We start from the raw sequence: 25,008 nt of genomic DNA on the forward strand, positions 1-25,008 counted from the left end.
CGTCGGCCGCGCTCGGCATCGCGGCGATCCTCGAGGACCGTGACCGCTTCGCAGGGCGACACGTGGTCACCATCGTGTGCGGCAGCAACGTCGACACAGACGCCTACCACCGCTGGGTCGGCCCCGCTCCCCTGCACCTTCCCTGACCGGTGAGGGCGGCGGGCGGAGCGGGAAGTCCCGCCGGACGCGCCTCCGGCGAGGGGCGAGGCCCGTCGTCCGCCTCACGGTGGCGGCGGAGTCCGTTGCCTCCGCACTGTGACAGCGGCGGACGCGGCGGCCTTGAGGAGGCGGCGGAAGGTGGGGCATTCCAGGTGGCTCGGCGCAGGGCAGGCAGCGGCGTGCCGTAGGGAGTCACGCAGGACGCCGAGTTCGCGGATCGTCCTGTCCAGTTCCTCCGCCTTGGCCGCGAGCACCTGCCGGTCGATGCGGGGCTGTCCGTCCGGCGCGAACATGCGGGCGATCTCGTCGAGTGAGAAACCGGCGGTGCGCCCCACGGCTATCAGCGCCAGCCGCTCCAGTACGCCGGGATCGTACTGACGGCGCAGGCCCCGCCTGCCGATCGGGGCGATCAGGCCCTTTTCCTCGTAGAAACGCAGCGTCGAAGCGGGAAGCCCGGCGCGGTGCGCCACCTCGGCGATGTCCAGGTCTGTCATCCTCTTGACCTCAAGTCGACTTGAAGTAGGACGGTGTCATCTCCGCCCCCGGCAAGGCAAGCAAAGGAGACGATCATGGACAGCGCTCGCAGGACCGAGGACGAACAGGCGGCCCGCTGGAACGGGCCCGCCGCCCATGCCTGGGTCGAGGCCGAGGCGGTTCTGGACCAGATGCTCAGGCCCTTCGAAGACCTGCTCGTCGAGGCGGTACTCGCCGAACCGGGGCGCCACGTGCTCGACGTCGGCTGCGGTACGGGCGGCACCACGCTGGCCGTCGCGCGGCGGCTGGGCACGGAGAGCCGCTGCGTCGGCATCGACATCTCCGAACCGATGATCACCGCCGCCCGGGCGCGCACCGAGCGGGAGGGCACCCAGGCTTCCTTCGTCCGTGGCGACGCGCAGGATCACGCGTTCGAGCCCGCCACCTTCGACACCGTCATGTCGCGCTTCGGTGTCATGTTCTTCAGGGACTCCGTCCGGGCCTTCACCAACCTGCGGCGTGCCGCGCGGGACGACGCCCGGCTCCGGTTCGTCACCTGGCGCGGCCCCGACGAGAATCCGTTCATGACGACGGCGGAACGCGCCGCGGCGCCCTTGCTGCCGGACCTCCCCGCCCGCCGGCCGGACGAGCCGGGGCAGTTCGCCTTCGCGGACCCGGACCGGGTGCACCGCATTCTGGAGGAGAGCGGCTGGACCGGGATCGACATCCGGCCGGTCGACGTGGTCTGCACCCTGCCCGAGAAGGAGCTGGTCGGTTACTTCACCCGACTCGGTCCGGTCAGTCAGGTGCTGCCCGCGACGGACAAGCAGACCCGCGCACGGGTCGTCGAGACGGTCCGCGCCGCCTTCGACACCTTTGTGCACGCCACAGAGGTCCGCTTCACCGCGGCCTGCTGGCTGGTCGGCGCCCGGGCGTCGACCGCGTCGTAGGACACGAGGACCGCGTTCACGACCGTCCGTCGAGGATCGGTCCAGCCACCACCCTCAGCGCAAGGCCCCCTTGGTGGCGTCGGCGATGAACCCGCGGGCGAAGAAGGTGAACACCAGCACCAGCGGTATGACCGACAGCAGCACCCCGGACATCACCATGCTGTAGTCGGTGGAGTGGCCGGCGTACAACTGGGCCAGCGCCACCTGGAGGGTGAGGCGGTCGGGGTTGACCAGCATCACCAGCGGCAGGATGTAGTCGTTCCAGGCGGCGATGAAGGTGTAGATGCCGAGGAACGCCAGGGCGGGGCGTACGCACGGCAGCACCACGTGCCAGTACAGGCGGAAGAAGCCGGCGCCTTCGATCCGGGCGGCGTCCAGCAGTTCGTCCGGGACGCCGCTGCTGGTGTACTGACGCATCCAGAAGATGCCGAAGGCGTTGGCGGCGGCGGGCACGATGAGCGCCTGGAGCGTGCCCAGCCAGCCCAGCTGCACCATGATCTCGTACTGCGGGATGATCGCCAGCTGGGTCGGCAGGATGTACATCCCGAGCAGGAGGCCGAACAGGTACTTCTTGGCGGGGAAGTCGTACTTGGCGAATGCGAAGGCCGCCAGGGAGTCGAAGAACAGCACCAGCAGGGTCGTTCCGACCGCCACGATCACCGTGTTGAACAGCGACCCGAAGAAGTCCATCTTGTCGAACAGGTGCTGGATGTTGGTTCCGAGGCGGGAACCGAACCACAGCTTCGGCGGGTAGCTGTAGATGTCCTGCGAGGTGTTCGTCGCCATGACGACGATCCAGTAGAACGGGAACACCGAGATGACGACACCGGTCATCAGGATGAGGTGGACGCTCAGCCCGCGGACCCGCTTGCGGTTCTGGCTGTTCACGGCCGTCGCTCCTTACGCTGCACCAGGCGCCAGTTGATGGTGACGATGAGCAGGATCAGCAGGAAGAAGGCCCAGACGATCGCGGCGCCGTAGCCGAAGTCGTTGTTGTCGAAGGCCTGGTGGTAGAAGTACAGCAGCGTGGTCAGACCCGCCTGGCCCGGTCCGCCGGAGTTGGGGTTGGTGGAGGCCTCACTGCCGAAGAGCACCTGTGGTTCGGTGAAGCTCTGCAGGCCGGTGACGGTGGAGATCACCACGGTGAACAGGATGATGGGCCGCAGCAGCGGGATCGTGATGGAGAAGAGGATCCGCGCCGGGCCGGCCCCGTCCATCCTGGCCGCCTCGTAGAGTTCCGAGGGGATGGCCTGGAGGCCGGCCAGGTAGATGATGGCGTTGTAGCCGGTCCACTGCCAGGTCATCAGGGCCGCGATCACCAGCTTGATCGTCCACTCGTTGCTCATCCACGGCACGGCCGACAGGTGCACCGACTTCAGGATGGCGTTGATCAAGCCGAAGTTGTTGCTGAAGACGGCGCCGAAGAAGATCGCGATGGCGACCAGCGAGGTGATGCTGGGGATGAACAGGGCGATCCGGTAGAAGGCCGTGAGGCGCTTGGTGGAGTTCACCAGCACCGCGAGCACGAGTGCCAGCATGAGCATCGGCACGGTGGACAGCACCCAGATGACGAGGGTGTTGCGGACGGACAGCCAGAACACCGGGTCGTCCCACAGGAACCGGAACTGCTGGAACCCGACGAACTGCATGTCCCCGATGCCGTCCCACTTCTGGAACGCCAGAAACACGGTGTAGAGCACCGGGAAGAGCATGAAGACCGAGAAGAGCACGTAGTACGGCGATATGGCCAGGTACTGCGGCCAGTATCGGGCGGTCTTCCGCCTCGGCCCGCGCCGGGCCCCGGCCGACACCGGCCGGATCCGGCGGCCGTGCCGGCCCGGACCGCGTGGGCGGTCCGGGGCCGGCCGGCCGGCGGGCGCGGTGTCGGGTCCGGAGGACGGTCCGGTCGCGGCCGGGCCGGCTACCGGGCTTGACGACATGTCACTTCACTCCCTGACGCTGGGCGATCTGCCGGGCCTGGCTGACGGCGTCCTTCCAGGCGGTGTCGGGGTCCTTGCCCTTGGCCTCGACGCTGGTCAGCTCGCTGTAGAAGGGCGCCGATACCGCCGCGTCGGCCGGGGCCTCGTAGACGGCGGGGATCTTCTCGGCCGCCGGGCCGAAGATCTCGATGGTCTTCTGACCGCCGAAGAAGGGGTCGCCGCCGGTCAGCGCCGGCAGCTTGTACGCGGCCGGGGCGGTCGGGAACAGGGCCGCGTCGGTGAAGCCGCGGGCCTGGTTCTCCGGGCTGAGAATCCAGCTGATGATCTTGAAGGCCTCTTCGGGGTTGCCGCAGGTCGCGGGCAGCGCCAGGAAGGACCCGCCGAGGTTGGACGGCCCGCTCGGCAGGCTCGCCACCCGCCACTTGCCCTTGGTGCCAGGGGCGGCGTTGGTGATGTCCAGCGCGTACCAGGCGGCACCCAGTGCGGTGCCCAGGGTGCCGCCGGCGACGGCCGCGTTCCAGGTGTTGTCGTTGATCTTCGCGTCGATGCCGAGGGTGTAGGGCTTCACCGAGGTGGTCCAGGCGGCGCGGATGTGGTCCTGGTCGCCGATGAACTTGTTGTCCTCGTCGATGAACCGCTGGGTGCCCTGGCCGATGATCATCGAGAACACCGCGCCGATGTTGTTGATCAGGAAGGTCTTGGGCAGGGCCTTGTGCAGTTCGACGCCGGCCTCGAAGTAGTCGTCCCAGGTGGACAGTTGGGAGGAGACCTCGGCGGGGTCCGTGGGCAGCCCCGCCTTCGCGAAGAGGTCCTCGCGGTAGTACATGGCGCAGGGGCCGATGTCGATCGGGAAGCCGATGAGCTTGCCGTCCTGGCTGGTGGCCTGCTTCAGCTTCCACGACAGGTACTGCGGGACCAGCTTGTCCGCTCCGACGGTCTTCAGGTCGATGAAGCGATTGGCGTTGGGCAGGAACGAGGCGATGTCCTCGCCCTTGATGCCGGTGATGTCCGGGGCGGCCTGCGCGGATCTCAGGCCGGTGAGCAGCTTGGTCTTGAAGTCTCCGCCCACCATCGAGGACTTGAGGGTGATGTCGGAGAAGTGCTTCTTGGCGTCCGCGACGACCTTGTCGCTCAGACCGCCCGACCAGTACCAGAGGCTCAGGTTCTTGTCGTTCTTGCTGCCGCTCGTCGTGGCGCCGCCACCGCACGCCGCGGTGGCACCGGCCGCGGCTGCCGTCAGTACGGCGGCCTGAAGGAAACGTCTGCGGGAAAGGTCCACGGTCTTCTCCTGGTGTTCGGCGTGTTCGGCGTGTTCGGCGTGTCCGGCTAGGACCTGGGAGTCATGGGCGAGGGCGGGGAGAGCGGGGGCCCGGATGGCTGATGAGGGACGGTGGCCGGCGAACGCACCTCGCCGGCCGGAACGTGTGACGTGGTCTTCTCAGACGGTGCCGACGCGTGAGTGGCGGCGAAAAGCGCCGCTGATCCGCTTCGACCGACCGGAGTGGGGCCCGAACCCGGCTCGAATTACGCAAGAGAGTGCACCCAGTGCGCGGATTTGACAAGAGTCAAGCAGCTATCGAGACATTCATGCGCGACTTTGCTTGAGTTTGGCGGGCTGACGAGTAGGGTCAGCTGCATGCTCCCTGACCGCAGACATGAGCTGATCCTTCGCGCCCTGCGCGCCGACGGTCCCACCAGCGTGACCTCCCTGGCCGAAAAGGTCGGGGCGAGTCAGGCCACGATCCGGCGTGACCTTGTGCAACTGGAGGACGAGGGACTGCTCAAACGCGTCTACGGCGGCGCCGCGCCCCTCCTCGGCGAGGACGACCCGTTCGCCGACGTGGCGGCGGTCCGGGTCGAGGCCAAGGACGCCCTGGCCGCCTGGTGCGCAGATCTCGTCAAGGACGGTGAGACGGTCCTGCTCGACATTGGCACCACCGCTCACCGGGTGGCCCGCCATCTGCACGGGCGGTCCCTGACCGTGATCACCAGCAACCTGGCCGTCTACGAGGAACTGCAGGACGACAAGAACGTCCAGCTGATCCTCCTGGGCGGCGTGGTCCGGCGCGACTACCGCTCGCTGGTGGGCTTCCTCACCGAGGACAACCTGCGGCAGATCCACGCCGACCGGCTGTTCCTCGGCACGAGCGGGGTCCGTCCCGACGGCCAGGTGCTGGACACCACCGCCGTCGAGGTGCCCGTCAAGCGGGCGATGATCGCCGCCAGTGCCCAGGTCGTCCTGCTCGCGGACGCGGGCAAGTTCCCCGGTACCGGAATGGCCCGGGTGTGCGGGCCGCAGGAGCTCGACGTCGTGGTGACCAACTCCGGGGCGGACGAGAAGACCTGTGCCCAGCTGCGCGAGGCGGGAGTCGAGGTGGTCGAGGTGGTCGACGTATGAGACTCACGATCCCGGAGGCGGCTCGCGGGTCCCGCTGACCGGCTCCCGTGCCGTGGCGGAACGCCTGGTGGACCTCTGTCGGCGCCACTTCCACCCGGGCTCGCCCACCTGCGTCGCGCGGCCCCTCCCCCGCCCGGCCGGTGCGGGGGCGCGGTCGCCGCGCACGACGTGGGCCGAAACGCCCGTACGGCGGTGCGGTTCTGTTCGATACTCTGCCCGAGCTGACGGTCGAGCAGGTGGGCGAGCCATCCAGCGGCCGCACCCACCGATGGCCTCGGGTTCGGCCAGGTCGCCGGTCAGGACGTGGGCGCGCGGGTGTGGCGAAGTGAGGTCGTGGCATGAAAGCGATCGTCGTGGGGGCGGGCATCGGCGGACTGGCGGCGACGCTGAGCCTGCGCCGCGCCGGCCACGAGGTCACGCTGGTCGAGCAGACGCCGCTGCTCACGGAGGCCGGTGCCGGGATCCAACTCGCGCCCCACGCCACGCGCGTGCTGCGTCGGCTGGACCGGCTCGACGCGGTCGCCGCACAGGCCGCCCGCCCCTCCGGCATGAGCTTCCGCACCTGGTCCGACGGGGCCGAGATCTGCCGCTACACGCTGGGCCGGGAGGCCGAGGAGGCGTTCGGGGCGCCCTACCTCCAGGTCCACCGGGCCGATCTGCAGCAGGCGCTGGCCGCCGCGGTACCGACCCGGTCGATGCGCCTGAACACCCCTGTCGTGGGAATCGACCAGGACGACGAGTGCGCCTGTGTGACGACGGCGAGCGGCGAGCGCCTGGTCGCCGACCTGGTCGTGGCCGCGGACGGGGTGCGGTCCGCAGCCCGCCAGTGGCTCTTCGGCGCGGATGAGGCGCTCTTCTCGAGGACCGCTGCCTACCGGGCGCTGCTCCCGGTCGACGAGGTGGCCGATCTGGACCTGCCGGACACCGGGGTCTGGCTCGGGCCCGACCGGCACTTCGTGCACTACTGGGTGCGAGGCGGGGAACTGCTCAACGTCGTGGCCGTGTTCCGCGCGGAGGCGGCGCAGGAGTCGTGGACCGCTCGGGCGGAACCGGGAGAGCAGCTGCGGGAGTTCGACGGCTGGGACTCCCGGGTGCTCGCCGTCCTCGAACGCGCGGGCCAGGTGTTCCGCTACGGCATCCACACCCGTGTTCCGCTCGCGCGCTGGAACATCGGGCGAGTGACGCTGCTGGGCGACAGCGCCCACGCGATGGTGCCGTTCCAGGCCCAGGGCGCGGCCCAGGCGCTTCTGGACGCGGCCGTGCTCGGCGACGCCCTCGCGGGTGCGACACCGGCCGAGGTACCCGACGCGCTCGACCGGTACGTGCGCCGACGGCTGGCGGCGGCCACGAGCACGCAGGCCACCTCCGCACGGACGGGCGAGGACTTCCACCTGCCGGACGGCCCCGAGGCCCGCGCGAGGAACGCCCGCATGGCGGCGTACGCGGCCGGGCACGGGTTGATGCCGCAAGCGACCACGTGGGCGGCCGGCGCCCCTGACGAACAGGTGTGAACGCTAGGGGGCGTACGGCGACGGCCGGGCCGAAGACACGTGGTGCGGCCGCGGCCCGAACGTCCGGCCCGACTGGCTGCTCAGTCGACGGAGAAGTCCTCGAACCCGGCGATCCCGCGGGTGTCGGTCCAGCCGTTGGCAGCCGTCATGAAGACGCCGATGTCCTGGGTGTCGGTGACGCCGCCCGGGGTGGCGGTGCCGACCTTGGTCCACGTGACACCGTCGCGGCTGCACTCGCCCGTGTACGTGGCGCCGGAGCGCGTCAGCCGCAGGTGCACCGGGGCGGCCAGGGAACCGGCCAGTTCGATGGCGTCGAACCGGCCGTTGCCGTCGGAGTCCCAGGACAGCGCGCAGCCGTTGGAGGGAGTCACCGCCAGATTGACGTAACCGGCCGAGCCGTTCTCGGCCAGGTCGTTGCGGACGATCAGCCCGGCGCGGGCCCAGCCACCGGTGGTGTCCTGCGAGGTGACCCGGACCGTGGCGGTCGAGGACGACGTGAAGGCGGCCGCCCGGTAGACCGTGGCGAACTCGTTGGTGGAGCTCCACAGGTCGGCGCCCGCACCCTCGATGGCGATGGCGTCCCCGGCCTGGCCGAAGACCGCGTCGTTGAAGGAGGCGGTCCGGTAGGGCTCGTCCACGCCGGTGCCCGCCATCAGACGGACGTTCGCCAACGCCGAACCGCGCGTGCCGCCGGTCCGGTAGGACGCGCTCACCGGCACCCGGGAGATCAGCGCGCTCGTGGCCTGGGTGAGGGTGACCGTGAAAGTCGCCGAGAAGGTCTCGCCCGGGGCCAGGGACGCCGTGGTGGTCGTGCCGGCCGGCTCGGCGGTCATGCCCTCCGGTGCGTCGAGGGACAGCGTCACGTCCGTCGCCGGTCCGAAGCCGTTGCGGTTGGTGAACGCCACGGTGACCGTGACCGGGCGGCCCTCCGCCACCGCGCCCCGGTCGGCGGACGCGGTCAGCGTCACCTGGTCGGGATCGGCGACGAGGGTGTCCCGTACCTGCCGGGCCAGCTTGTGGACGTCGCCGGTCGTCTTCACCGGATAGCTGTCGTGCTGGTGCGCCCAGCGGTCCTCCAGCGCGAACCAGTCGATGTCGGCCGGCTGCCGGCCGGCCGCGAGCGCGGCGGACAACTCGGCGAAGTACGTCTTCCAGCGCGTGAGGTACAGGCCTCCGACGAGTCCCGCCCATTCCCGGTTCGCGTAGTCGTGCAGCCCTTCCTCGCTGCTCTCCCGGCCGCCCCAGGTGGTGATGATCGACCGCGCGTCGTACTCCAGTTGGTCCTTCTCGGCCCTGGTGCCGCCCCAGGACCGGGCGTCGGCCAGCCACCGTCCGAGCAGGTGCTGCGGGGACGTGGCCAGCACCCTGTCCATCAGCTTCATCCAGTTGAGCCAGGTCTTGGTGAGCCGGTCGAAGCCGGCGCGGTCCCCGGCCTCGTACGCCGCCTTGATCCGGGGCAGCAGCACCCGGCTGCGGTTGGACAGCACCTGACGGGTCACGTCGGCGAGGTCGTAGGCGTAGGCGGAACTGTCGCGCAGCCGCGGCGCGACCAGGAGCAGTTCGGTGAGGGCCGCATCGAAGACCGTGGTGTCGTAGCGGTCGGCCTCCGGGCCCCAGGCGGCGGCCTTGTTGGCGCCCAGACTCGGCCGGGCGCCGAACAGCCCGTCGGGCGCCTCGCTCCACCCGTCCTTGCGGGTCATGTTGTACGCGGTGTCGCGGATCGTCTTCCAGGCGGCGACGGCGTGCGGGTCCTCGCCTCCGTACCGGGACACGGCGTACGCGGCGAACCAGTCGTCGAGGTCGATGGTGCCCGGTGTCCACGCCAGGTCGGTGAGGAGCGCGAGCGCGGGCGCGTTGTTGTCGGCTGCCTCCGGCATCGCCGCGATCCCGGCGAGCGCGCTGCCTTCCTTGTCACGCCACTTGGGGTACTGCTCCACCCAGTCCGGGGCGTTGGCGCCCATCGGGGTGTGGCCGCCGAAGTTCCAGATGCTGCCGAAGGCGTACGGGGTGCCGCCCCAGTCGCTCTCCCGGTCCGTGACGGTGGTGTAGCGGTCGGACAGGCCGTCCACGATCAGCATCCGGGACTTGTCGACCCCGTCGAGCAGTGCCGTGGACGGGTTGGACTGCCAGCCCAGGATGGCCCAGATCGCGCCCGGGTGGGCTTTCTGGAGCGCCCCTTCGACGGCTGCCGCGGCTTCGTCCACCGGGACGTCACCGGGGTTGCCGCCCTCGTGCAGCAGGTCCATCTTGTACATCGTGCTGTCGCCGAAGCGCTCCGACTGGGCCCGGTAGAAGGCGGCGGACACCTCGTCGAAGGCCGTCGTGCGCGGGTCGAGCCAGTCGGGTCGCTTGAAGGCTCCCCAGTCGCCCTGCGGGACCACGGCCGCGTCCCCGCCGTGCTTGGCGACGAAGTCGTCCGGCACGGTGCCGAAGTAGCCGGGCAGGACCGGCGTCATGCCCAGTTCCCGTACCCGGTCGGCGATCTTCCGCGCGAGCTCGGCGCGCCTCTCGATGAGCCGCCGGGACACCGGGCCGCCGAACCCGGACATGTTCTGCAGCAGCCACCACGGCTGATGGGCCGGCGCCGGGATCCACGCCCGCATCTCGGCGTCGGAGTAGCCGAACTGCCGGAAGGTGTCGTAGTAGACGGCGTCCCCGCCGGTGTAGACCAGCACCCTGTTGATGCCGTGCAGGGCGAGCACGTCCAGCTCGCGCTCCCACGCGTCCCAGGTCCGATAGGGGCCGGTGTAGCCGTCGTTGGTGTCGTTGAGGGCGAACCGGTGCGGCACGTTCGCCGATCCGGTGATCTCCGCCTCGGGGGCCGGCAGCAGCCTGGGGAGGTTCAGCTGTTCGCCGTTCCAGGAGATGTCGGCCTTCGCCACCCGCGCGAGATACGTGTTGAGGCCGGTGAGCAGCACCGCCGGGCTGGTGCCCTCCACCGTGATCGCGCCGGCCCGGCCGGTGACCTTGAACCGGTCGGCGCCGTCGGCGGCCGACGCGCGCAGCGTCACCTGCCGGTGGTGGTCGGGCAGCAGCCGTCGCAGCGCGACCGACGCGGGGGTCGTGTCGAACGGCTTCGCGGCCTCGTCCACGGCCGCGGGTGCGGCGTGGGCACCTGACGGCGGGGTCAGCAGGACCACTGAGCCGAGCGCGGCCGCTCCGGTCAGCAGGCGTCTGCGGCTGAGATGTTGGTTGCCTGTCATGAACGTCCTTTCTCAACTTCTCGGTTCAGGCGACGGTCATCGCGAAGATGTGCAGCGCGGGACTACCGCTCGGCAGGCCGTCGCTGACCTTCGGCAGCACGACGGAGTGCAGTTCCTTGTCCTCCAGGTCGACGCCGAAGGTGTACAGGCTGACCGGGTTCCTGTCCTGGCCGGAGGGGGTGTTGCGGTACGGCAGGACCACCGCCGCCGCGGGGTTCGCCCAGTACCAGTCGGGGACCTCGACGGAGAAGTCCTGCTCCGTACCGTCCGCGTACACGACCTTCCCGGACCCCTGGCCGTCGCCCCAGGTGCAGGTGCCGAGGAACGCCAGCCGCGAGCCGGTGCCGGACAGCCGTACGGTCTGCCCGGAGGACACCACGTTGTCCTTGGCCCCGGGCTCGGTGTCCGGCCAGGTGAAGGCCGTCCCGCCGTAGGTGACCGAGGCGCCGGGAGTCAGTCCGGCCGCTGCCAGCGCCTCGGCGGACAGGCTGGAACGCGAGCCGTCGATGTCGGCGGTGGTGGTGGCGTCGTCGGAGGAGATGCCGGCGTTGTCGAAGGCACCGGCCGGCGACCTGTACGGCAGTCGCAGCCGCGAAGTGGCGCGAGTGCAGTCGGAGCCGTCCTCGTGCACGTCGAAGAGCGCGTGCGCGACGAGCGGGACCACACCCTCGGCGTCGTCGGAGAGCCGGGTCTTCCAGGTGCGGGTCACCGACCTGCCGGGCACCACCTTGCCGAGGACGAAAGACGCCTGGCCGGAACCGTCCACGGAGAGATACAGCACCGTGCCGCGCAGCGCGATCCGCGTGGTGTTGGTGAGCTCGGCCGTCAGTGTCACCGCCTGACCGGGCTCGGGGGCCGACGGCTCGATGGTGATCGAGACGGGCGGGGCGAGGAAGTCCTCGTCGGAGCGGTAGGGACTCATGCTTCCTCCACCGTGAAGTGGTCGAAGACCGCCTGGACGGTCGTGCCGGGGTAGTTGAGGTTCACGGCGCTCGCCACCACGCCGGCGTCCATGGCGCCACTCGCCGAGGGGACGTTCACGCTCGCGATCTCGTTCCAGGAAAGGCCGTTGTTGACGCTGGAGTACGCGGTGTACGTGGTGCCGTCGCGGACCAGGCGCAGCCAGGCGGGGTGGGTGGAGCCGCCGCCGCCGGCCCAGGTGTCGAGCCGTCCGTTGCCGTCGCTGTCGGTCATGAACTCCAGGCCGAACGACTTCGACATGGTGAGGACGGCGTAGCCGCCCTTCTCCGGGGCGGTGAGGTCGTTGGCGACGGCGATGCCGTACTTGGCGGTGGGGTTGTCGCTGCCGGTGAGGCTGACCGTCTTGACCTGCACCACGCTCGACTCGGCGGCGGAACCGGGAAGGAGGATGCCGCCCTTCTCGTCGGTGCCGCCGGAGAAGTCGCGGCCGCCCGCCCAGACCACCAACTGGCTGCCGTACTGGCCGAACTCGGCGTCGTCGGTGGTGGCGAACGTCCGGTACGGGTCCCGCACCCCGTTGGGCTCGTAGGGGACGGTGAACGTCTTCGCGGACCGCGCGCAGTCGCTGCTGTGCCCGTCGACGTCGAAGACCACGTGCGCGGTGAACGACACGTTCCCGGCCACGTCGGCCGACATCGCCGTCTCCCAGCGCCGGGTGGTCTTCGCGCCGCGCCGCAGGTCGCCGAGCGGGATGGTCTTCGCCGCCGTGGTGGCACCCGGATCGATCAGGTGGAGCACGGCGTTGCGGAGCGGGAAGGGGCAGTCGTTGGTGAGGACCGCGGTGGCGGTGACCGTGTCACCGCCGGCCGGCTCGGCGGGTTCCGTGGTGACGGTGAGCGTGGGCCCCAGGGCGTCGAACTGGGTACCGTTACGAGTTCCCATGCCGGTCACCGGACCCAGTCGACGGTGAAGACGTTGGCGATGTCGCTGGGCAGGGAGGACGGGACGGCGATGTTGATCTTTCCGTCACGGCGGGTCCACCGCAGACTGCCGCTCGTGCCGAGCAGCCGGATTCGGGACGTGGCACTGATGGGGATGTCGCCGGGCACCGAGAGGGTGCCGCTGGGCGCGCCCAGCACGATGATGTTGAACTTGCCCGGGGAGACGGTGTAGCGGATACCGAGCGAGCCGCCCTCCTCCTCCGCCCGCACCCAGGGCGTCGACCCGTAGATCGCCGGGCCGTTGACCTTCAGCCAGGCGCCGATGTCCCGCAGCCGCTCCTGCATGATCTCGGGGATCGTGCCGTCCGCCCTGGGACCGATGTTGAGCAGCAGGTTGCCGTTCTTGCTGACCACGTCGGCGAGCAGCTGGATCAGGAACTCGGAGGTCTTGTAGTCCTCGTCCGGCTCGTGCTTGTTGTAGCCCCAGGAGTAGCCCATGGTCATGCAGCACTCCCACTTCTGCGGGTCCATCGTGGGGTTGGTGCGCTGCTCGTACGTCGCGAAGTCGAAGTGGGTGTCGAACCGGTCGTTGATCACCACACCCTTGGGGTACTTACGGTTCTTGGCCTGGTTGTAGTAGTGGGCCATGGGTTCTTCGCTGCGCCACGGCGGGTTGCCGGTGGGCCGGAACCACTGTCCGTCGGCCCACAGCAGCTCCGGGTCGTAGCGGTCGATGATCTCGTAGAGCTGCTTGAGTTCGTAGTCGCCGATGTAGTCCTGGACCGGCTTGTAGCCGGTCATCGGGATTTCCTGGTCGGTGTAGAAGTTGCGCATCGGCCGGCCGATCGCCGGGTTGAAGTACTCGCCGAGCGAGTAGTACAGGCCCGGGCGCACGGTGCCGCGTCTGCGGGCCGCGGTCATCAGCTCACCGACGAGGTCGCGCTTCGGGCCGTACGCCACGGAGTGACGGTTCGTCACCTTGCTGGGATAGAGGGCGAATCCGTCGTGGTGCTTGCTGGTCAGCGCGAAGTACTCGGCGCCCGCCTGCTCGAACAGCTTCACCCAGGCGTCGGGATCGTACTTCTCCGCCTGGAACTGCGGGATCAGGTCGTCGTAGGTGACGTCCTCGCCGTAGGTGTCGCGGTGGTACTTCCACTCGGCGGTGTCCTTGGTGCTCTGATACCACAGGTACCACTCGGAGGCGCTTCTCGGGGTCGCGCCGGCGATCACCGAGTAGATGCCCCAGTGGACGAAGATGCCGAACTTGGCGTCCTTGTACCAGCGCGGCACGGGATGGGTGTCGAGGGACGCCTTGACGGGCTGGTAGTCGGGAATGCCCGGGGCTCCGGAGACAGCGCCCTGCGCGAGCGCCTGGGCGGTGCCGGGCGGGGCGAGCAGCACCGCGCCGCCGAGGGCGGCCGCGGTGGTCATGAAGTGCCTGCGGTCGACTGCCATGGATGTGCCTTTCACTCGTGCGAGGAGAAGGAGTCGAAGAGCGCTGTCGTGATCTGGCCGGGGTGGTTGAGGTTCACGGCGCTCGCGACCAGCCCGGCGTCGCCGGTGCCGCTCGCGGACGGCACGGTGGCGGTGGCGACCTGCTGCCAGGCGGTGCCGTCGGAGCTGGCGTACGCGGTGTAGGCGGTGCCGTCGCGGACGAGCTTCAGCCAGGCGGGGTGGTACGAACTGCCGCCGCCGGCCCAGGTGTCGAGCTTTCCGTCGCCGTCGCTGTCGGTCAGGAACTCGAGGCCGAACTGCGCGGACATGGTGAGCACCGCGTAGCCGCCCGCCTCCGGTGCGGTGAGGTCGTTGGCGACGGCGATTCCCGCCTTGGCGGACGGTCCGCTGCCGGTCTGACCGGCGACCCGGGCGGTCACCGTGCCGGACGGCGGCGCGGCGTCGGCGAGGTAGACCGCCGCCTTCTCGTCCTTCCAGCCGGACAGGTCCTGGCCGCCCGCCCAGATCGCGAACTGGTCGCCGTTCTGCGCGTATTGGGGCTGTTCGGGGGTGGTGGCGGTCGTCAGGTACGGCGCCCGCACCTCGGAGGGAGTGGGGGTCACCGTGGCGTCCACGCTGTCGGAGTCGTGCCGGGTTCGGCCGTCCTGGACGAAGGACGTGCGTACGCCGATCTCGTGGGTGCCCCAGACCGCGTCGGCGGCCGGGGTCACCGTCCAGGTGAGGGTGGCGCTGTCGCCCGGGGCGAGGGAGCGGATCCGCGTGCTGCCGGCCGGTTCGGCGGACCAGCCGTCGGGGAGATCGAGACGGGTGCTGACCTGGGTGACCTTCGTGGGACCGGTGTTGGTGACGGTCGACGTGATCTGAGTTCCGTCGCCGCCGGCCTCCAGGCTCGGCCGGTAGGGGGTGAGCCGGACGCGGGCCGACGGGCAGTCGCGGGCCGCCCCGAGGGTGGTGAGGTCGACGGCGTCGGCGAACGCCTTCATGCCGGTGTCGTTGGGGTGCAGATGGTCACCGGAGTCGAACGCGGCTGCGTAGCGGGTGGGGTCGTCCGGATCCCGTACGGCCTTGTCGAAGTCCGCGTAGTCGTCGAAGACGCCGCCGGAGTCACGTACGAACGCGTTGACCTTCTGCCGGTCGGCCTCCTTGGCCTCGGTCCACCAGTCGCCCCAGCCGCGGTACGGCACGACGGTCGCGCCGATCAGGCGCAGCCCGCGGGCGTGGACCCGGCGCGAGATCTCCTTCATGCCGTCGATCACCTGGTCGCCGGTGGCGCCGCCCCAGCTGAGGTCGTTGACGCCCTCGAACAGGATCACCGTCCGGGCGCCCGGCTGTGACAGCACGTCGCGTTCCAGCCGGGCCGGCGCCGACGGGTTGCCGTCGACGCCGGCCGTGATCCGGTTGCCGCTGATGCCCTCGTTCAGCACTCCGGCGGTGGCCGAGCAGGCCGACAGCCGTCCCGCCAGGTAGTCGGGCCAGCGCCGGTTGGCGTTCGACGTGGAGGACGCGCCGTCGGTGATGGAGTCGCCGAGCGCCACGACGGAGCCCGCCGTGTCGCCGCCGCGTACGTCGACGCCGGTCAGGAAGGGGAAGGTCGAGTCGGTCCTGGTGAAAGCGGTCCCTTCGGCGTCCCCGGCGTGGTCGCCGCCGCCGTCGGGCGTCCAGTAGACGGTCTGCAGGCCCATCCAGTGCTGGCTGATGTGGGTGAGCCGGCCGGGGAAGTACAGGCTGACGACCAGGTCGCTCCGGGCCGGCACGGGGATCCTGACGGCATCGCTCACCGCCTGCTCCCCGGCGGGGATTGTCACCTCGTCCTTGCCGCCGAACCGCAGCTCGTACGGCTTCGCGACGGCGGAGCCGCCGCCCCGGCGCCCGACGGTCGCGTGGCCGACGGTCACCGGCTCGGTGGTGAAGGCGTTGGTCAGGCGGATGCGTACGCTCGACCCGCCGGCGCTCACCCGCACGGGTATCCGTACCGTCACCTCCGAGGTGCCCGGGTCGTACGAGGCGTGCTGAGCGGTCGCCCAGGTCCCCGTCCACTCCGCGGGCTTGGTCTCGGCCGCGGCCGCATCCGGGGTCGCCGGGAGCAGGGCTGCCAGGGTGGCCGCCAGGGCTGTGGCCAGGGCCGCGAGTCTTCGGTGTCCCCGCACGTGTCCGCGCAGGTGTTCAAGCGGTCCAGACATGGGTCCTCCTCAGGAACACGCGCGGCCGAGGCCGAGGCCGAGTTCGGCGAGGTCGATGGAGTCGGCGAAGGCCTTCATGCCGGCGTCGTTGGGATGCAGATGGTCACCGGAGTCGTACGCGGCGCCCAGCAGCCGCGGGTCCGCCGGGTCCCGTACCGCCTTGTCGAAGTCGGCGTAGTCGTCGAAGATCCCGCCGGAGTCCCGGACGAACGCGTTGACCTGCTGTCGCCGCGCTTCCGTCGCCTCGCTCCAGCCGCCCCAGGTGAAGTCCTTGTACGGCGTGATGGTGGCGGCGACGACCCGCATCCCGCGCCGGTGCGCCCGGTCGGCGATCTCCGTCATCCCGGCGATGATCTGCTCGGCGCTCGCCCCGCCGAGGTCGTTGATGCCCTCGAAGAGGATCAGGGTCTTCGCCCCCGGCTGGGAGAGCACATCCCGTTCGAGGCGGTCCAGGGCGGAGGGGTTGGTCGGGGTACCGGCGGTGATGCGGTTGCCGGTGATGCCCGCGTTGAGCACCCCGGCGCCGGGCCGGCAGGCGTTCAGCCGGGCGGAGAGCAGGTCGGGCCAGCGCTGGTTGGTGTCGGGCGTCGAGAAGGAGCCGTCGGTGATCGAGTCGCCGAGCGCCACCACCGACCCGGTCCGCGGCGCGGTCACGTCGACGCCGCTGAGGAAGGGCCAGCTCGTGGTGGTCCAGGTGTAGGCGTCACCGGCGGTGTCGGCGGCGTGGTCGCCCGCCCCGTAGTCCGTCCAGTACACGGTCTGCTGCGCCCACCAGTGGTCGGTGATGTGCGTGACCCGACCGGGCAGATGGAGACTGACCACCAGGTCGGTCAGAGCCGGCACGGCCAGGCGGACCGGATCGCTGACCGCCTCGCCGCCCGCCGGGATGGTGACCTCGCGCTTTCCGCCGAACCGCACGTCGTACGGGCGCTCCACGGCGGAACCGCCGTCACGCAGGCCCACCGTCGCGTGTCCGACCGTGATCGGGTCGGTGGCGTAGGCGTTGGTCAGGCGGATGCGTACGGAGGAGCCGCCGACGCTGGTGTGCACCGGCATCCGTACCGTCACCTCGGACATCCCCGAGACCTCGAAGTGCTCGCTGGCCGCCGTCGCCCAGGTCCCCGTCCAGCCGCGCCGGTCGCCCTGTTGACCGGCCTCGACGGAGGACGGCGTCCCGGCCTCGACGGGCGCCACCGTCCCGGCCACGACGGCCGAGACCGCCAGGAGCAGAGCAGCGAGCCTGCCGCGTATCCCATGCATCTGCCGCCCCTTACTGTTCCGCGCCGGTGCGCGACTGTTCCGCACCGGTGCGCGCGAGCGCCTGGTACGCCTTGGTGGCGCCCTTGGCCCTGAGGTTGACGAACGCCGGGGTCGCACCGAGCGGCGCCGGGTGGTTCCTGAGCGTCACGGGGCCGCGGACGACCTTGCCGCTCGTGACGTCACGCCAGGTGCCGGCCGGCAGGAAGACGTCCCGGGTGGTGCCTTCGTCGAGCTTCGGCGCGGCCAGCACGGCCGGGCCGAGCATCCACTCGTCGGAGACGGTGTAACTCGCCTCGTCCTCCGGGAAGTCGAAGAACAGCGGCCGCATGATCGGATCGCCGGTCTTCAGCGTCTGCTGCACCTGGTCCCAGATGTACGGGGCCAGCCGCTCGTGCGTGGTGATGGCCGACCGGTAGAGGCCGGCCGTCTCCTTGTCGTAGCCGACCCACTCGCCGGTCGTCGCGTCCCGGACACCCGTGGGCGAGGTCGAGGCGTACATCAGCGGCATCAGGGACGCCGCCTGCGCCCAGCGGGCCAGGACCTCCTTGGTGGGCGGCGGATAGCCGAGCGAGCCGCCGATCATGTCGGTCTCGACGAACGGGTAGCCGATCGTCGAGACCGCCAGGTTGGCCGAGACCGCGGCGCGCAGCCCGCCGAACGTGGTCGGCTTGTCGGCCGTGCGGGTGGCGAAGCCCTTGTCCTGCGCGGCGTTCCACGCGACCCGCAGTCCGGCGCCCTGCTGGTCGAACTCGTCGGCCAGCTCGGTGCCGTACGTCACGTAGTCGGCGCGGGTGGCCCCCGGGTAGGGGGCGCACCGGTCGTCGAAGAAGGCGGTGTCGAACTTGAACCCGGCGACCCCCAACTCCCGTGTCTGCGCGTGGAGACCGTCGGTGTACCACTGACGGGCGGCCGGGTTCGCCAGGTCGATCAGCCCTGTCCGGCGGCCGTTCCACCAGGTGAAGAGACACGGCTTGGTCGGGTCGGACGGATCCTTCAGCAGGTACCCGTTGTCGACGGCTTCGGAGAAGTCGGCGGCGGTCTCGGGCATGTACAGGCCGGTCCACATGCCGAGGTCGAAGCCGAGGCGGGCCAGTTCCCCGGACAGGGCAGGCACATCGGGGAAGCGCTCGTCGAAGTCGGCGGCGATCACGCTCTCCTCGACCTGTACCGCGTGCCCGCCGAGCCCGGCGCCGTCCAGCGCGCGGGCCCATTCGAGGATGTTCTCCTGATTCTGCTCGCCGTAGAGCTGGGCCCAGGAGTTCCACAGGGGGGTGGCGTACTGCTCGTAGGAGGTGTCGGAGCGTTCGGGCTTGCCGACCAGCGCGATGTGGTCGCGGTACACCTCGGCGGGGGTGTCCTCCACGAACACCGTGGAGGCGGCGGGCCGTTCGCCGGTGACGGTGAACTCGCCGAGCCCGTTGCCGCCGGAGTTGATCCGCACGTCCATCGGCTCGTCCGTGTCCGCCCGCAGCCCGGTGGCGGTGGAGGTGTACCAGAAGGGCGAGACCACCTGGTAGGACGCCGGACTGAATCCGGTGTCCACGACCTGGCCGGAGTCCAGCGGCCACGGCTGGACGGTCTGGTCGCTGTTCTCGCCGTGGCCGTACCAGTGCCCGGCGCTGCTCAGGTCGTACGCCGTGCTGAGCGCGTCGGTCCGGGCGCCCGACAGGGACCAGTTCACGTCGTAGCGGTCGGAGCGCAGGGTGATCCGCAGCTCGACGGTGACGCCCGGCAGGTCGGTGGCGGCGGTGACGCGCACGGTGTTGCCGTCACGCCTGCTGCCGGTGACCTCCCGGACGAGGTGCCAGTCGGCGCCGATCCGGAACCGGAACGCCGCGGGCGCGGTGGCCAGGACGGTCCGCCCTGCCCGTACGGTCGTGAGGGTCAACCGGTCGGTCGCGAGGCGCAGTTCGTAGCGCGGCATCGCGAGAGTGATCGGTCCGGGCTCGGCGGCGGTCGCCGGGGCCGCCGTGCCGAGCAGCGGGGCGGTCAGGAGCAGCGCCGCCGAGCCGTGCCGGACGGTCCGTCTCACCGAGGGCATCAGGCACCGCCGCCGCAGGTGAGCTTGGCGTCGGCCCAGTCGGCGTGGTCGGTGGAGACGTCGCCGTCCCCGTCGACCAGCAGGTCCAGCCAGCGGGCGCCGGTCACGTCCACGTCGACCGCGGTGCCGCCGTCGGAGCCGTAGCGCACCGGGCTGTCGAAGAGGGAGCGGCCGTCGGCGATCACCTCGAAGGAGACGCTGCCGTTGTCGCCGACCTCGTCGTCCACCCCGGCGGTCGCGGTGAACCGGGTGCAGCCCCCACCGAGATAGACCCGGACCTGGCTGTTGGCGTGGACGCCGAGGCCCTTGGCGTAGGTGGTGCCGCCGATGCTCAGGGGACGGCCGTCACCGGCCGCGTTCTCCCCGTTGGAGGCGTCCTTCTCCACCGGGCCCCAGCCGTTGACCGCCTTGACCAGGGTCAGGTCGCTCACATAGGCGTCGGCGGACAGTCCGGCCGGTGGCACCTGCACGGCCCGTACACCGGTGACGGTGGCCGGACGGCCGGGCTGGGTGAGCTTGGCGGTCGCCGACAGGACGGCGTAGTGGACCGGGTCGGCGGGCGGGGTGACGGTGTAGTCCGCGGTCACCGTGTCGCCGGGCCGCACTCGGGCGAAACGGGTGGTGTCGCCGGTGGTCGCGGTCCAGCCGTCCGGGACCTTCAGCGCCAGCTCGACGTTCCGGGCGGCCGGCGCGTCCTTCGGCACGGTGAGGGCGACGGGGACCTTGGCGGCGGTGCCGGTGCTCAGGAACGGCTCGGCGTCGACGGTGACCCGGGCACCCGACTCCGGCATGGCGTACGTCTTGGCGTCGTACGAGGGCGCTGCCACCGTGCCGATCTTGATCCCGCCCGCCGTGGCGCCGAGGTCGACGAGCTTGGCGGAACCCGGGCCCGCTCCGGCCTCGGTGGACCACACGGCCAGGGCGATGGTGTTGCCGCCCTGCTCGCGCAGGATGCCCTTGGGGATGACGAACCGTGTCTGGGGTCCGGTGTCCGGCAGATAGCGGCCGACCAGCCAGCCGTTGACGAAGATCTGCGCCCGGTAGCCGGTGCCGCCGCCCTCCGCCTCGGCGAGATCGAGGGCGATCGCGTTGTCCTGGCCCTGCGGCAGATCGAGCCGGGCTGAGGTGCGGTACCAGCGCACGCCGGTCCCGGTCTTCGCGCTCTGCCCGGCGAGCGTGGTGTTCTTCCAGCTGCCGTCGGGATGACCGGCCAGCGACCAGCCCGCCCGCTCCCCGTACAGCCCGCCGTTGTTGTACGGGCCCCGGGCGGTGTCCACGGGGTCCTCGCCGCCGCGGCTGCCCTGGATCTTCCAGGTGACGGTGGAGGCCCCGCCGACCACCTCGGCGCCGAGCAGGCCGCGCGGCTCCTTGGAGTAGTCGTGGCCCCATTCCTCGTTGTGGCCCGCGTTCTCCACGAGGACGGACAGGACGTTGTCTGCGCTGTCTGCGCTGTCCTTCAGCGTGCCCGCCGGGATGTCGAAGGTGTGCGCGCCGTCTCCGGAGGAGCCGAGGTGGCGGCCGTTGAGCCAGACCGCGTACTGGCCGGTCGGGCCGGTGTTGGCGGTCAGCGCGAGCCCGGTCGCCTGGCCCGTGGTCTTGAACCGGCCGCGGTACCAGACGTTGCCGTGGTGGTAGCCGTACTCGTCCATCGCGAGGACCGGGAGCGATCCGGCCAGTTCCGGGTTGTTGGCGGTGAGGCGGTCGGCGGTGGTCCAGGAGGAGTCGTCGAAGCCCGGGGCGGACTCCGGTGCCTCCTCCTTGTACTTCCACGTCGTCAGCGCGGGCAGCTCGACCGGGCGCGGCGCCTGGGTGACGGCGACCTTGCGGCCGTTCCAGGTCACCGTCCTGGCGCCCGCGATGACCTCGATCTTCGCGGCCTTGGTGGAGTCGCCGGTCAACTTCAGGGTGCCATCTGCGATTTCGGCGGTACGGACGAGGGACGGTCCGCGTACGAGGACCGGGCCCTTGGCCGTGTCCTGCTGCCACCAGTGGGCGGTCTCGGCGGTGTCGGCGATCAGCAGCTCCATGCCGTTCACCAGCACCCGGGCCAGGCCCTTGTGGGTGTAGTTCAGCCGCAGGTCGCCGCGTTCGGCGTCCCAGGTGGTGGTGACCTCGCCGTCGAGGACGGTGACCTCGGGCCGCTCGGCGTACCGCAGGACGGTCTCGCCGGCCTCGCCCTCACGCCCGTAGAGCAGCGCCACGTCGCGGCCGCCGATCTCGGCGTGCGTCATGATCTCCGAGGTGGAGTAGACGAGCCGCTGGGTGTCGCTGAGGTCGTAGCCCGCGACGAGGAGTTTGGCGTCCCGGCCGTCGACGGTGATCGTGCCCTGCTGCGGCACGCGCGGGTAGTCGCCGTCCGCGCCCTTCAGCGACAGGGTCGTCTCGTCCTTGTCCTTCACGCGGGTGTCGGCGTGCCGGACGGTGAAGAACTGGGTGCCGTCGTCGGGGTTGACGCGCCGGTCGACGCGCAGTGCCTCGTCGGAGGGAGTGGGCGCCTCGGCCTTGTCGGTGCGCGCCAGCGAGGTGACGGAGTTGACCATGTAGCCCAGGCGCTTGAACTCCTGGTATTTGTCCGTCAGTTGGCGGGACTCGTTGATCGGGGCCCCATAGTCGTACGACGTGTAGACCGCGTTCGGGTCGGCGAGCCAGCCCCAGTTGGTGCCGCCGTACGTCATGTAGAAGGACTGGCCGCTCACCCCTGCGGCGATGTTCATCTTGCTGAACACCCGGGTGAAGTCGGTGCCGGTGAGTTTCGCGCAGTCCTGGTATCCGGTGCCGCCCCAGGGGTCGAAGGCACCGCCCTGAGCCTCCGGGATGATCAGCGGGGACTCGGGCTTCCACTCGTTGACGTACGAGTAGTCGGGCAGGTTCCTCCAGGCGTCGGGGTCCTTGCAGTCGAAGCCCTGCGGGTAGGCGTCGAAGCCGTAGATGTCCGGGGCGCCCTTGCCGCTGACCCAGTTCTGGTTGGCGCCGCCGTCGTTGACGAAGGTCGGGACGTCGATGCCGTCCTCGCGCGCCCAGTCGATGAGGGTCTGCATGTAGTCGGCGTCCTCGCGACCGCCCTGGTACTCGTTCTCGACCTGATAGAGGATCACGTTGCCCGTACCGCGCGTCAGTTGATGTCGCGCGATGATCGGGTTGATCCGGCTCATCCACTCCCGGGCCGCCTTCAGGTACTCCGGCTCGGAGGTGCGGTTCACGCCGGCCTGGGTCTTCCGCCAGGCGGGCATGCCGCCGCCGGAGACCTCGGCGTTGATGTACGGGCCCGGGCGGGCGATCACGTACAGGCCCGCGCGCTCGGCCTCGTCGAGCAGTCGCTCCACGTCACGGATGCCGGTGAAGTCGTACTGGCCCGGCTTGGCCGAGTGGTAGCCCCAGTCGAAGTAGAGGGAGACGGCGTTGAATCCGCCCGCCTTGATCTTCTGCAGGACATCGCGCCATGCGTCGGGGCTGGGCAGCCGGAAGTAGTGGAGCTCGGCACCCCAGAGGTACAGGGGCTTGCCGTCGACCTTGACGGCGTACTGGTCGTAGGTGACGGTGTGCGGGGCCTGGGCCTGCGCCCGCGCCTCGGCCGGTGCCGCGGCGGCACCTGTGCTGGTCAAGGGCATGACACTCAGTGCCGTCGCGAGCAGCAGGGATTTCCACTTCGCTCTCATGAGGTCAGCCCCTTCACGACCGCCGTCCGGGCCGTCTCGATGTCGTTGACGTCCTTCGACCGGCCGTCGAGGTCGCGGGTCGCTGTGGTGAGGGCCTCGGTCAGGGCGTCGCTGTCGGTGCCGCCGTCCTTCTTCCGCAGCTGGGCGATGAGTTCGTAGTCCTCGATGCCCTCCTTCAGCTGCTCCCAGCGGATGCTGGACATCGGGCCGTTCTTGCCCGGGTAGACCAGGTACTCGTCGCCCTGCGTGAAGATGTGCACGGGCTGCTTGAAGGGGTCACTGGTCCAGCTGTTGTAGGACCAGCGCAGGAAGCCGTCCAGGTTCCGCTGGGCGGAGATCCACGGCAGCATCCGCGACTCGACGGCGGGCGAGTACGACAGCGTGTTGGGGTGGGCCGGCGCGCCGTACACGTAGAAGGTCGTGGTCTTGCCGGCCTTGCGCCGCTCCGCCACCTTCTCCTTCGTCATCGCGTCGATGCCGCCCCAGTCGACGGACAGGTTGGACGCGACGCCCTCGGTGCTGATCGAACCGGCCACGGAGATCCGGTCGTCGAAGACCGGCGCGACCTCGTGGACGAAGTCCTTGACGACCGTCATCGTGCTGATGGGCCGCTCGTCGAAGGACAGCCAGGTGTTCTCCAGCCAGCCCTTGGCCTTCAGATGCTTCTCGAAGGCGGGCAGGAACGTTCCCCACGCCTCCCGCCAGCGGTCGCCGCCCAGGTCGACGTTCTCGTAGACGGTCTTGCCGGTGCGGGTGTCGGTGTAGGTGAGGTGCTCCTGGTCCTGGAACGCCAGCATGGAGAAGGCGCCGATGTCGGGCCCGAGCCCGGCGCGTCGGGCGGTCTGGACGTACTTGTCCCAGCGGGCGAAGTCGAAGGAGAACGACGTACCGTTCCAGGCCCAGCCCACCATGCTGGTGTACGGCGTGGCGGTCTGCGACTCCCGGGTGCCGAGCGACCACTGGTGGTGCCAGGGGTTGTCGACGATGGTGGTGTTGATGACCTTCTGGCCGCGCGAGGCCAGGTCGCGGTTGTACGTCTCGATCAGCTTCCAGTGCTGGTCGGACCAGAGCTTGACGCCGTGGTTCTTGGCGATCGTCTCCGGCTGCGCCCACACGTCGAGGAAGAAGTCGTAGTCCTTCGGGTCGGGCACGCTCGCGTCCGCGACCTCGATGGTCAGCGGGTAGGTGGACTGGGTTCGGCCGTCGGCGTTGACCTTCACCATGCCGGTGTAGGTGCCGGGCGTGGCCTTCTCGGGGATCTTGAAGGTGAACCACAGCGGCTGTGCCGCGTACGCGGGTACGTCCACGGAGGACCGCTCCTCGAGCGCGTCGCCGACCACGTCGGGGTTGCGGTCGCCGGACACCTCCTTGCCGGAGCTGACCTGGTCGATGGTGGCGGACCAGTCGACCTCGCTCTTGGAGCGCTGCACGGGCACGTACTTGACGAACCGGACCTGCGTGTCGGCGCCGGTCAGCTTGGCGCCGCCGGGTCCGGTGAGGTCACCGACCACGGCCTTGACGTCGTCGAGGTTCTGCCCGGAGGCGATCGCCAACTGCGCCGAGACCTGCTCGTTGCGGACCGCGGAGAGCTTGAGCTCCTTGGTGTCCTTGCCCTGGATGGCCGTCATCGGGTAGCGCGGGACCCGCTCCTCGGCGGAGCCGCCGAAGGAGCCGGTGGGAACCCAGGTGATGGTGTCCCTGGTGCCCATGGCGTCGGCGACCTTGACGGTCAGCCAGGTGGTGGTGGCCTTGGAATTGAGGTCGGAGCCGGAGGTCGTATCCGTGGTGCCGGTGACGGCTATCGCGGTGGTGCTCGCGGCAACGACCACGCCCGCGACGAAGCCGGCGACAGCTGAGGACGTACGTGCCATGGGGGTGGGTTCCCTCTCTCATGGACGTGCAGGGAGTGGCCCGTTTCC

The 25,008-nt window shown here is 70.2% G+C and carries 16 protein-coding genes and 1 pseudogene; 4 read left to right on the forward strand and 13 right to left on the reverse strand.

The window, feature by feature from the left end:
- Window positions 1-146, forward strand: a pseudogene (locus tag ACZ5XS_RS39105) (threonine dehydratase); the annotation flags it as partial.
- 75 nt (window positions 147-221) lie between these two features.
- Here ACZ5XS_RS39105 and ACZ5XS_RS39110 read toward each other — a convergent pair.
- Window positions 222-653 carry a helix-turn-helix domain-containing protein gene (locus tag ACZ5XS_RS39110; RefSeq protein WP_468659603.1) on the reverse strand — a complete coding sequence of 144 codons (432 nt, stop codon included), beginning with the start codon at window positions 651-653 and terminating at the stop codon, window positions 222-224.
- A 75-nt stretch (window positions 654-728) separates the two neighbouring features.
- On the opposite strand from ACZ5XS_RS39110, the gene ACZ5XS_RS39115 reads away from it, so the two are divergent.
- The gene (locus ACZ5XS_RS39115; RefSeq protein ID WP_468659605.1) at window positions 729-1,583 is read left to right on the forward strand and encodes a class I SAM-dependent methyltransferase; all 855 of its coding nucleotides are present in this window, start codon (window positions 729-731) and stop codon (window positions 1,581-1,583) included.
- 54 nt (window positions 1,584-1,637) lie between these two features.
- Here the strand turns inward: ACZ5XS_RS39115 and ACZ5XS_RS39120 are convergent, their stop codons facing one another.
- From ACZ5XS_RS39120 to ACZ5XS_RS39130, 3 genes are read right to left on the reverse strand one after another with little or no spacing between them, the layout of a single operon-like run.
- Entirely contained in the window at window positions 1,638-2,417 is a 780-nt protein-coding gene (locus tag ACZ5XS_RS39120) for a carbohydrate ABC transporter permease (protein ID WP_468659679.1), read from the reverse strand.
- Window positions 2,418-2,467: 50 nt separating this feature from the next.
- Window positions 2,468-3,523, reverse strand: a complete 1,056-nt coding sequence (locus ACZ5XS_RS39125; RefSeq protein ID WP_468659607.1) for a carbohydrate ABC transporter permease — start codon at window positions 3,521-3,523, stop codon at window positions 2,468-2,470.
- A gap of 1 nt (window position 3,524) precedes the next feature.
- Complete coding sequence (locus ACZ5XS_RS39130) at window positions 3,525-4,802, reverse strand: extracellular solute-binding protein (RefSeq protein WP_468659609.1); 1,278 nt, start codon at window positions 4,800-4,802, stop codon at window positions 3,525-3,527.
- Window positions 4,803-5,159: 357 nt separating this feature from the next.
- Here ACZ5XS_RS39130 and ACZ5XS_RS39135 point away from each other — a divergent pair, with 357 nt between their 5' ends.
- Together ACZ5XS_RS39135 and ACZ5XS_RS39140 are read left to right on the forward strand one after the other, a co-directional pair.
- Entirely contained in the window at window positions 5,160-5,921 is a 762-nt protein-coding gene (locus ACZ5XS_RS39135) for a DeoR/GlpR family DNA-binding transcription regulator (protein ID WP_468659611.1), read from the forward strand.
- A gap of 338 nt (window positions 5,922-6,259) precedes the next feature.
- Window positions 6,260-7,432 (forward strand): FAD-dependent monooxygenase, encoded by a 1,173-nt coding sequence (locus tag ACZ5XS_RS39140; RefSeq protein ID WP_468659613.1) that lies wholly within the window; start codon window positions 6,260-6,262, stop codon window positions 7,430-7,432.
- A gap of 80 nt (window positions 7,433-7,512) precedes the next feature.
- On the opposite strand, the gene ACZ5XS_RS39145 is transcribed toward ACZ5XS_RS39140, so the two are convergent.
- The 9 genes from ACZ5XS_RS39145 to ACZ5XS_RS39185 are packed head-to-tail and all read right to left on the reverse strand — an operon-like array spanning window position 7,513 to window position 24,960.
- Entirely contained in the window at window positions 7,513-10,635 is a 3,123-nt protein-coding gene (locus ACZ5XS_RS39145; protein WP_468659615.1) for an alpha-N-acetylglucosaminidase TIM-barrel domain-containing protein, read from the reverse strand.
- 25 nt (window positions 10,636-10,660) lie between these two features.
- Window positions 10,661-11,557: a beta-glucosidase gene (locus ACZ5XS_RS39150; RefSeq protein WP_468659617.1), complete on the reverse strand. Its 897-nt coding sequence runs from the start codon at window positions 11,555-11,557 to the stop codon at window positions 10,661-10,663.
- Entirely contained in the window at window positions 11,554-12,498 is a 945-nt protein-coding gene (locus tag ACZ5XS_RS39155) for a hypothetical protein (RefSeq protein ID WP_468659619.1), read from the reverse strand. The genes ACZ5XS_RS39150 and ACZ5XS_RS39155 overlap by 4 nt, the downstream gene beginning before the upstream one ends.
- Window positions 12,499-12,503: 5 nt before the next feature.
- Window positions 12,504-13,952: an alpha-L-fucosidase gene (locus ACZ5XS_RS39160; RefSeq protein WP_468659621.1), complete on the reverse strand. Its 1,449-nt coding sequence runs from the start codon at window positions 13,950-13,952 to the stop codon at window positions 12,504-12,506.
- An 11-nt stretch (window positions 13,953-13,963) separates the two neighbouring features.
- Window positions 13,964-16,132 carry a GDSL-type esterase/lipase family protein gene (locus ACZ5XS_RS39165; RefSeq protein ID WP_468659623.1) on the reverse strand — a complete coding sequence of 723 codons (2,169 nt, stop codon included), beginning with the start codon at window positions 16,130-16,132 and terminating at the stop codon, window positions 13,964-13,966.
- Window positions 16,133-16,141: 9 nt separating this feature from the next.
- Window positions 16,142-17,392 (reverse strand): SGNH/GDSL hydrolase family protein, encoded by a 1,251-nt coding sequence (locus ACZ5XS_RS39170; protein ID WP_468659625.1) that lies wholly within the window; start codon window positions 17,390-17,392, stop codon window positions 16,142-16,144.
- A gap of 10 nt (window positions 17,393-17,402) precedes the next feature.
- Window positions 17,403-19,433: a glycoside hydrolase family 31 protein gene (locus ACZ5XS_RS39175; protein WP_468659627.1), complete on the reverse strand. Its 2,031-nt coding sequence runs from the start codon at window positions 19,431-19,433 to the stop codon at window positions 17,403-17,405.
- The gene (locus ACZ5XS_RS39180) at window positions 19,433-23,089 is read right to left on the reverse strand and encodes a beta-galactosidase (protein WP_468659629.1); all 3,657 of its coding nucleotides are present in this window, start codon (window positions 23,087-23,089) and stop codon (window positions 19,433-19,435) included. The genes ACZ5XS_RS39175 and ACZ5XS_RS39180 overlap by 1 nt, the downstream gene beginning before the upstream one ends.
- Window positions 23,086-24,960 (reverse strand): DUF4091 domain-containing protein, encoded by a 1,875-nt coding sequence (locus ACZ5XS_RS39185; protein WP_468659631.1) that lies wholly within the window; start codon window positions 24,958-24,960, stop codon window positions 23,086-23,088. The genes ACZ5XS_RS39180 and ACZ5XS_RS39185 overlap by 4 nt, the downstream gene beginning before the upstream one ends.
- Window positions 24,961-25,008 lie beyond the last annotated feature (48 nt).

The sequence above is a fragment of the Streptomyces sp. NPDC033131 genome, from assembly GCF_055578365.1.

What these genes read in the sequence shown, in the direction of transcription:
- ACZ5XS_RS39110 (WP_468659603.1), bottom strand. Translation starts at nt 653, where the DNA reads ATGACAGACCTGGACATCGCCGAGGTGGCGCACCGCGCCGGGCTTCCC.
- ACZ5XS_RS39115 (WP_468659605.1), top strand. Translation starts at nt 729, where the DNA reads ATGGACAGCGCTCGCAGGACCGAGGACGAACAGGCGGCCCGCTGGAAC.
- ACZ5XS_RS39120 (WP_468659679.1), bottom strand. Translation starts at nt 2,417, where the DNA reads ATGACCGGTGTCGTCATCTCGGTGTTCCCGTTCTACTGGATCGTCGTC.
- ACZ5XS_RS39125 (WP_468659607.1), bottom strand. Translation starts at nt 3,523, where the DNA reads ATGTCGTCAAGCCCGGTAGCCGGCCCGGCCGCGACCGGACCGTCCTCC.
- ACZ5XS_RS39135 (WP_468659611.1), top strand. Translation starts at nt 5,160, where the DNA reads ATGCTCCCTGACCGCAGACATGAGCTGATCCTTCGCGCCCTGCGCGCC.
- ACZ5XS_RS39140 (WP_468659613.1), top strand. Translation starts at nt 6,260, where the DNA reads ATGAAAGCGATCGTCGTGGGGGCGGGCATCGGCGGACTGGCGGCGACG.
- ACZ5XS_RS39145 (WP_468659615.1), bottom strand. Translation starts at nt 10,635, where the DNA reads ATGACAGGCAACCAACATCTCAGCCGCAGACGCCTGCTGACCGGAGCG.
- ACZ5XS_RS39150 (WP_468659617.1), bottom strand. Translation starts at nt 11,557, where the DNA reads ATGAGTCCCTACCGCTCCGACGAGGACTTCCTCGCCCCGCCCGTCTCG.
- ACZ5XS_RS39155 (WP_468659619.1), bottom strand. Translation starts at nt 12,498, where the DNA reads ATGGGAACTCGTAACGGTACCCAGTTCGACGCCCTGGGGCCCACGCTC.
- ACZ5XS_RS39160 (WP_468659621.1), bottom strand. Translation starts at nt 13,952, where the DNA reads ATGGCAGTCGACCGCAGGCACTTCATGACCACCGCGGCCGCCCTCGGC.
- ACZ5XS_RS39165 (WP_468659623.1), bottom strand. Translation starts at nt 16,132, where the DNA reads ATGTCTGGACCGCTTGAACACCTGCGCGGACACGTGCGGGGACACCGA.
- ACZ5XS_RS39170 (WP_468659625.1), bottom strand. Translation starts at nt 17,392, where the DNA reads ATGCATGGGATACGCGGCAGGCTCGCTGCTCTGCTCCTGGCGGTCTCG.
- ACZ5XS_RS39175 (WP_468659627.1), bottom strand. Translation starts at nt 19,433, where the DNA reads ATGCCCTCGGTGAGACGGACCGTCCGGCACGGCTCGGCGGCGCTGCTC.
- ACZ5XS_RS39180 (WP_468659629.1), bottom strand. Translation starts at nt 23,089, where the DNA reads ATGAGAGCGAAGTGGAAATCCCTGCTGCTCGCGACGGCACTGAGTGTC.
- ACZ5XS_RS39185 (WP_468659631.1), bottom strand. Translation starts at nt 24,960, where the DNA reads ATGGCACGTACGTCCTCAGCTGTCGCCGGCTTCGTCGCGGGCGTGGTC.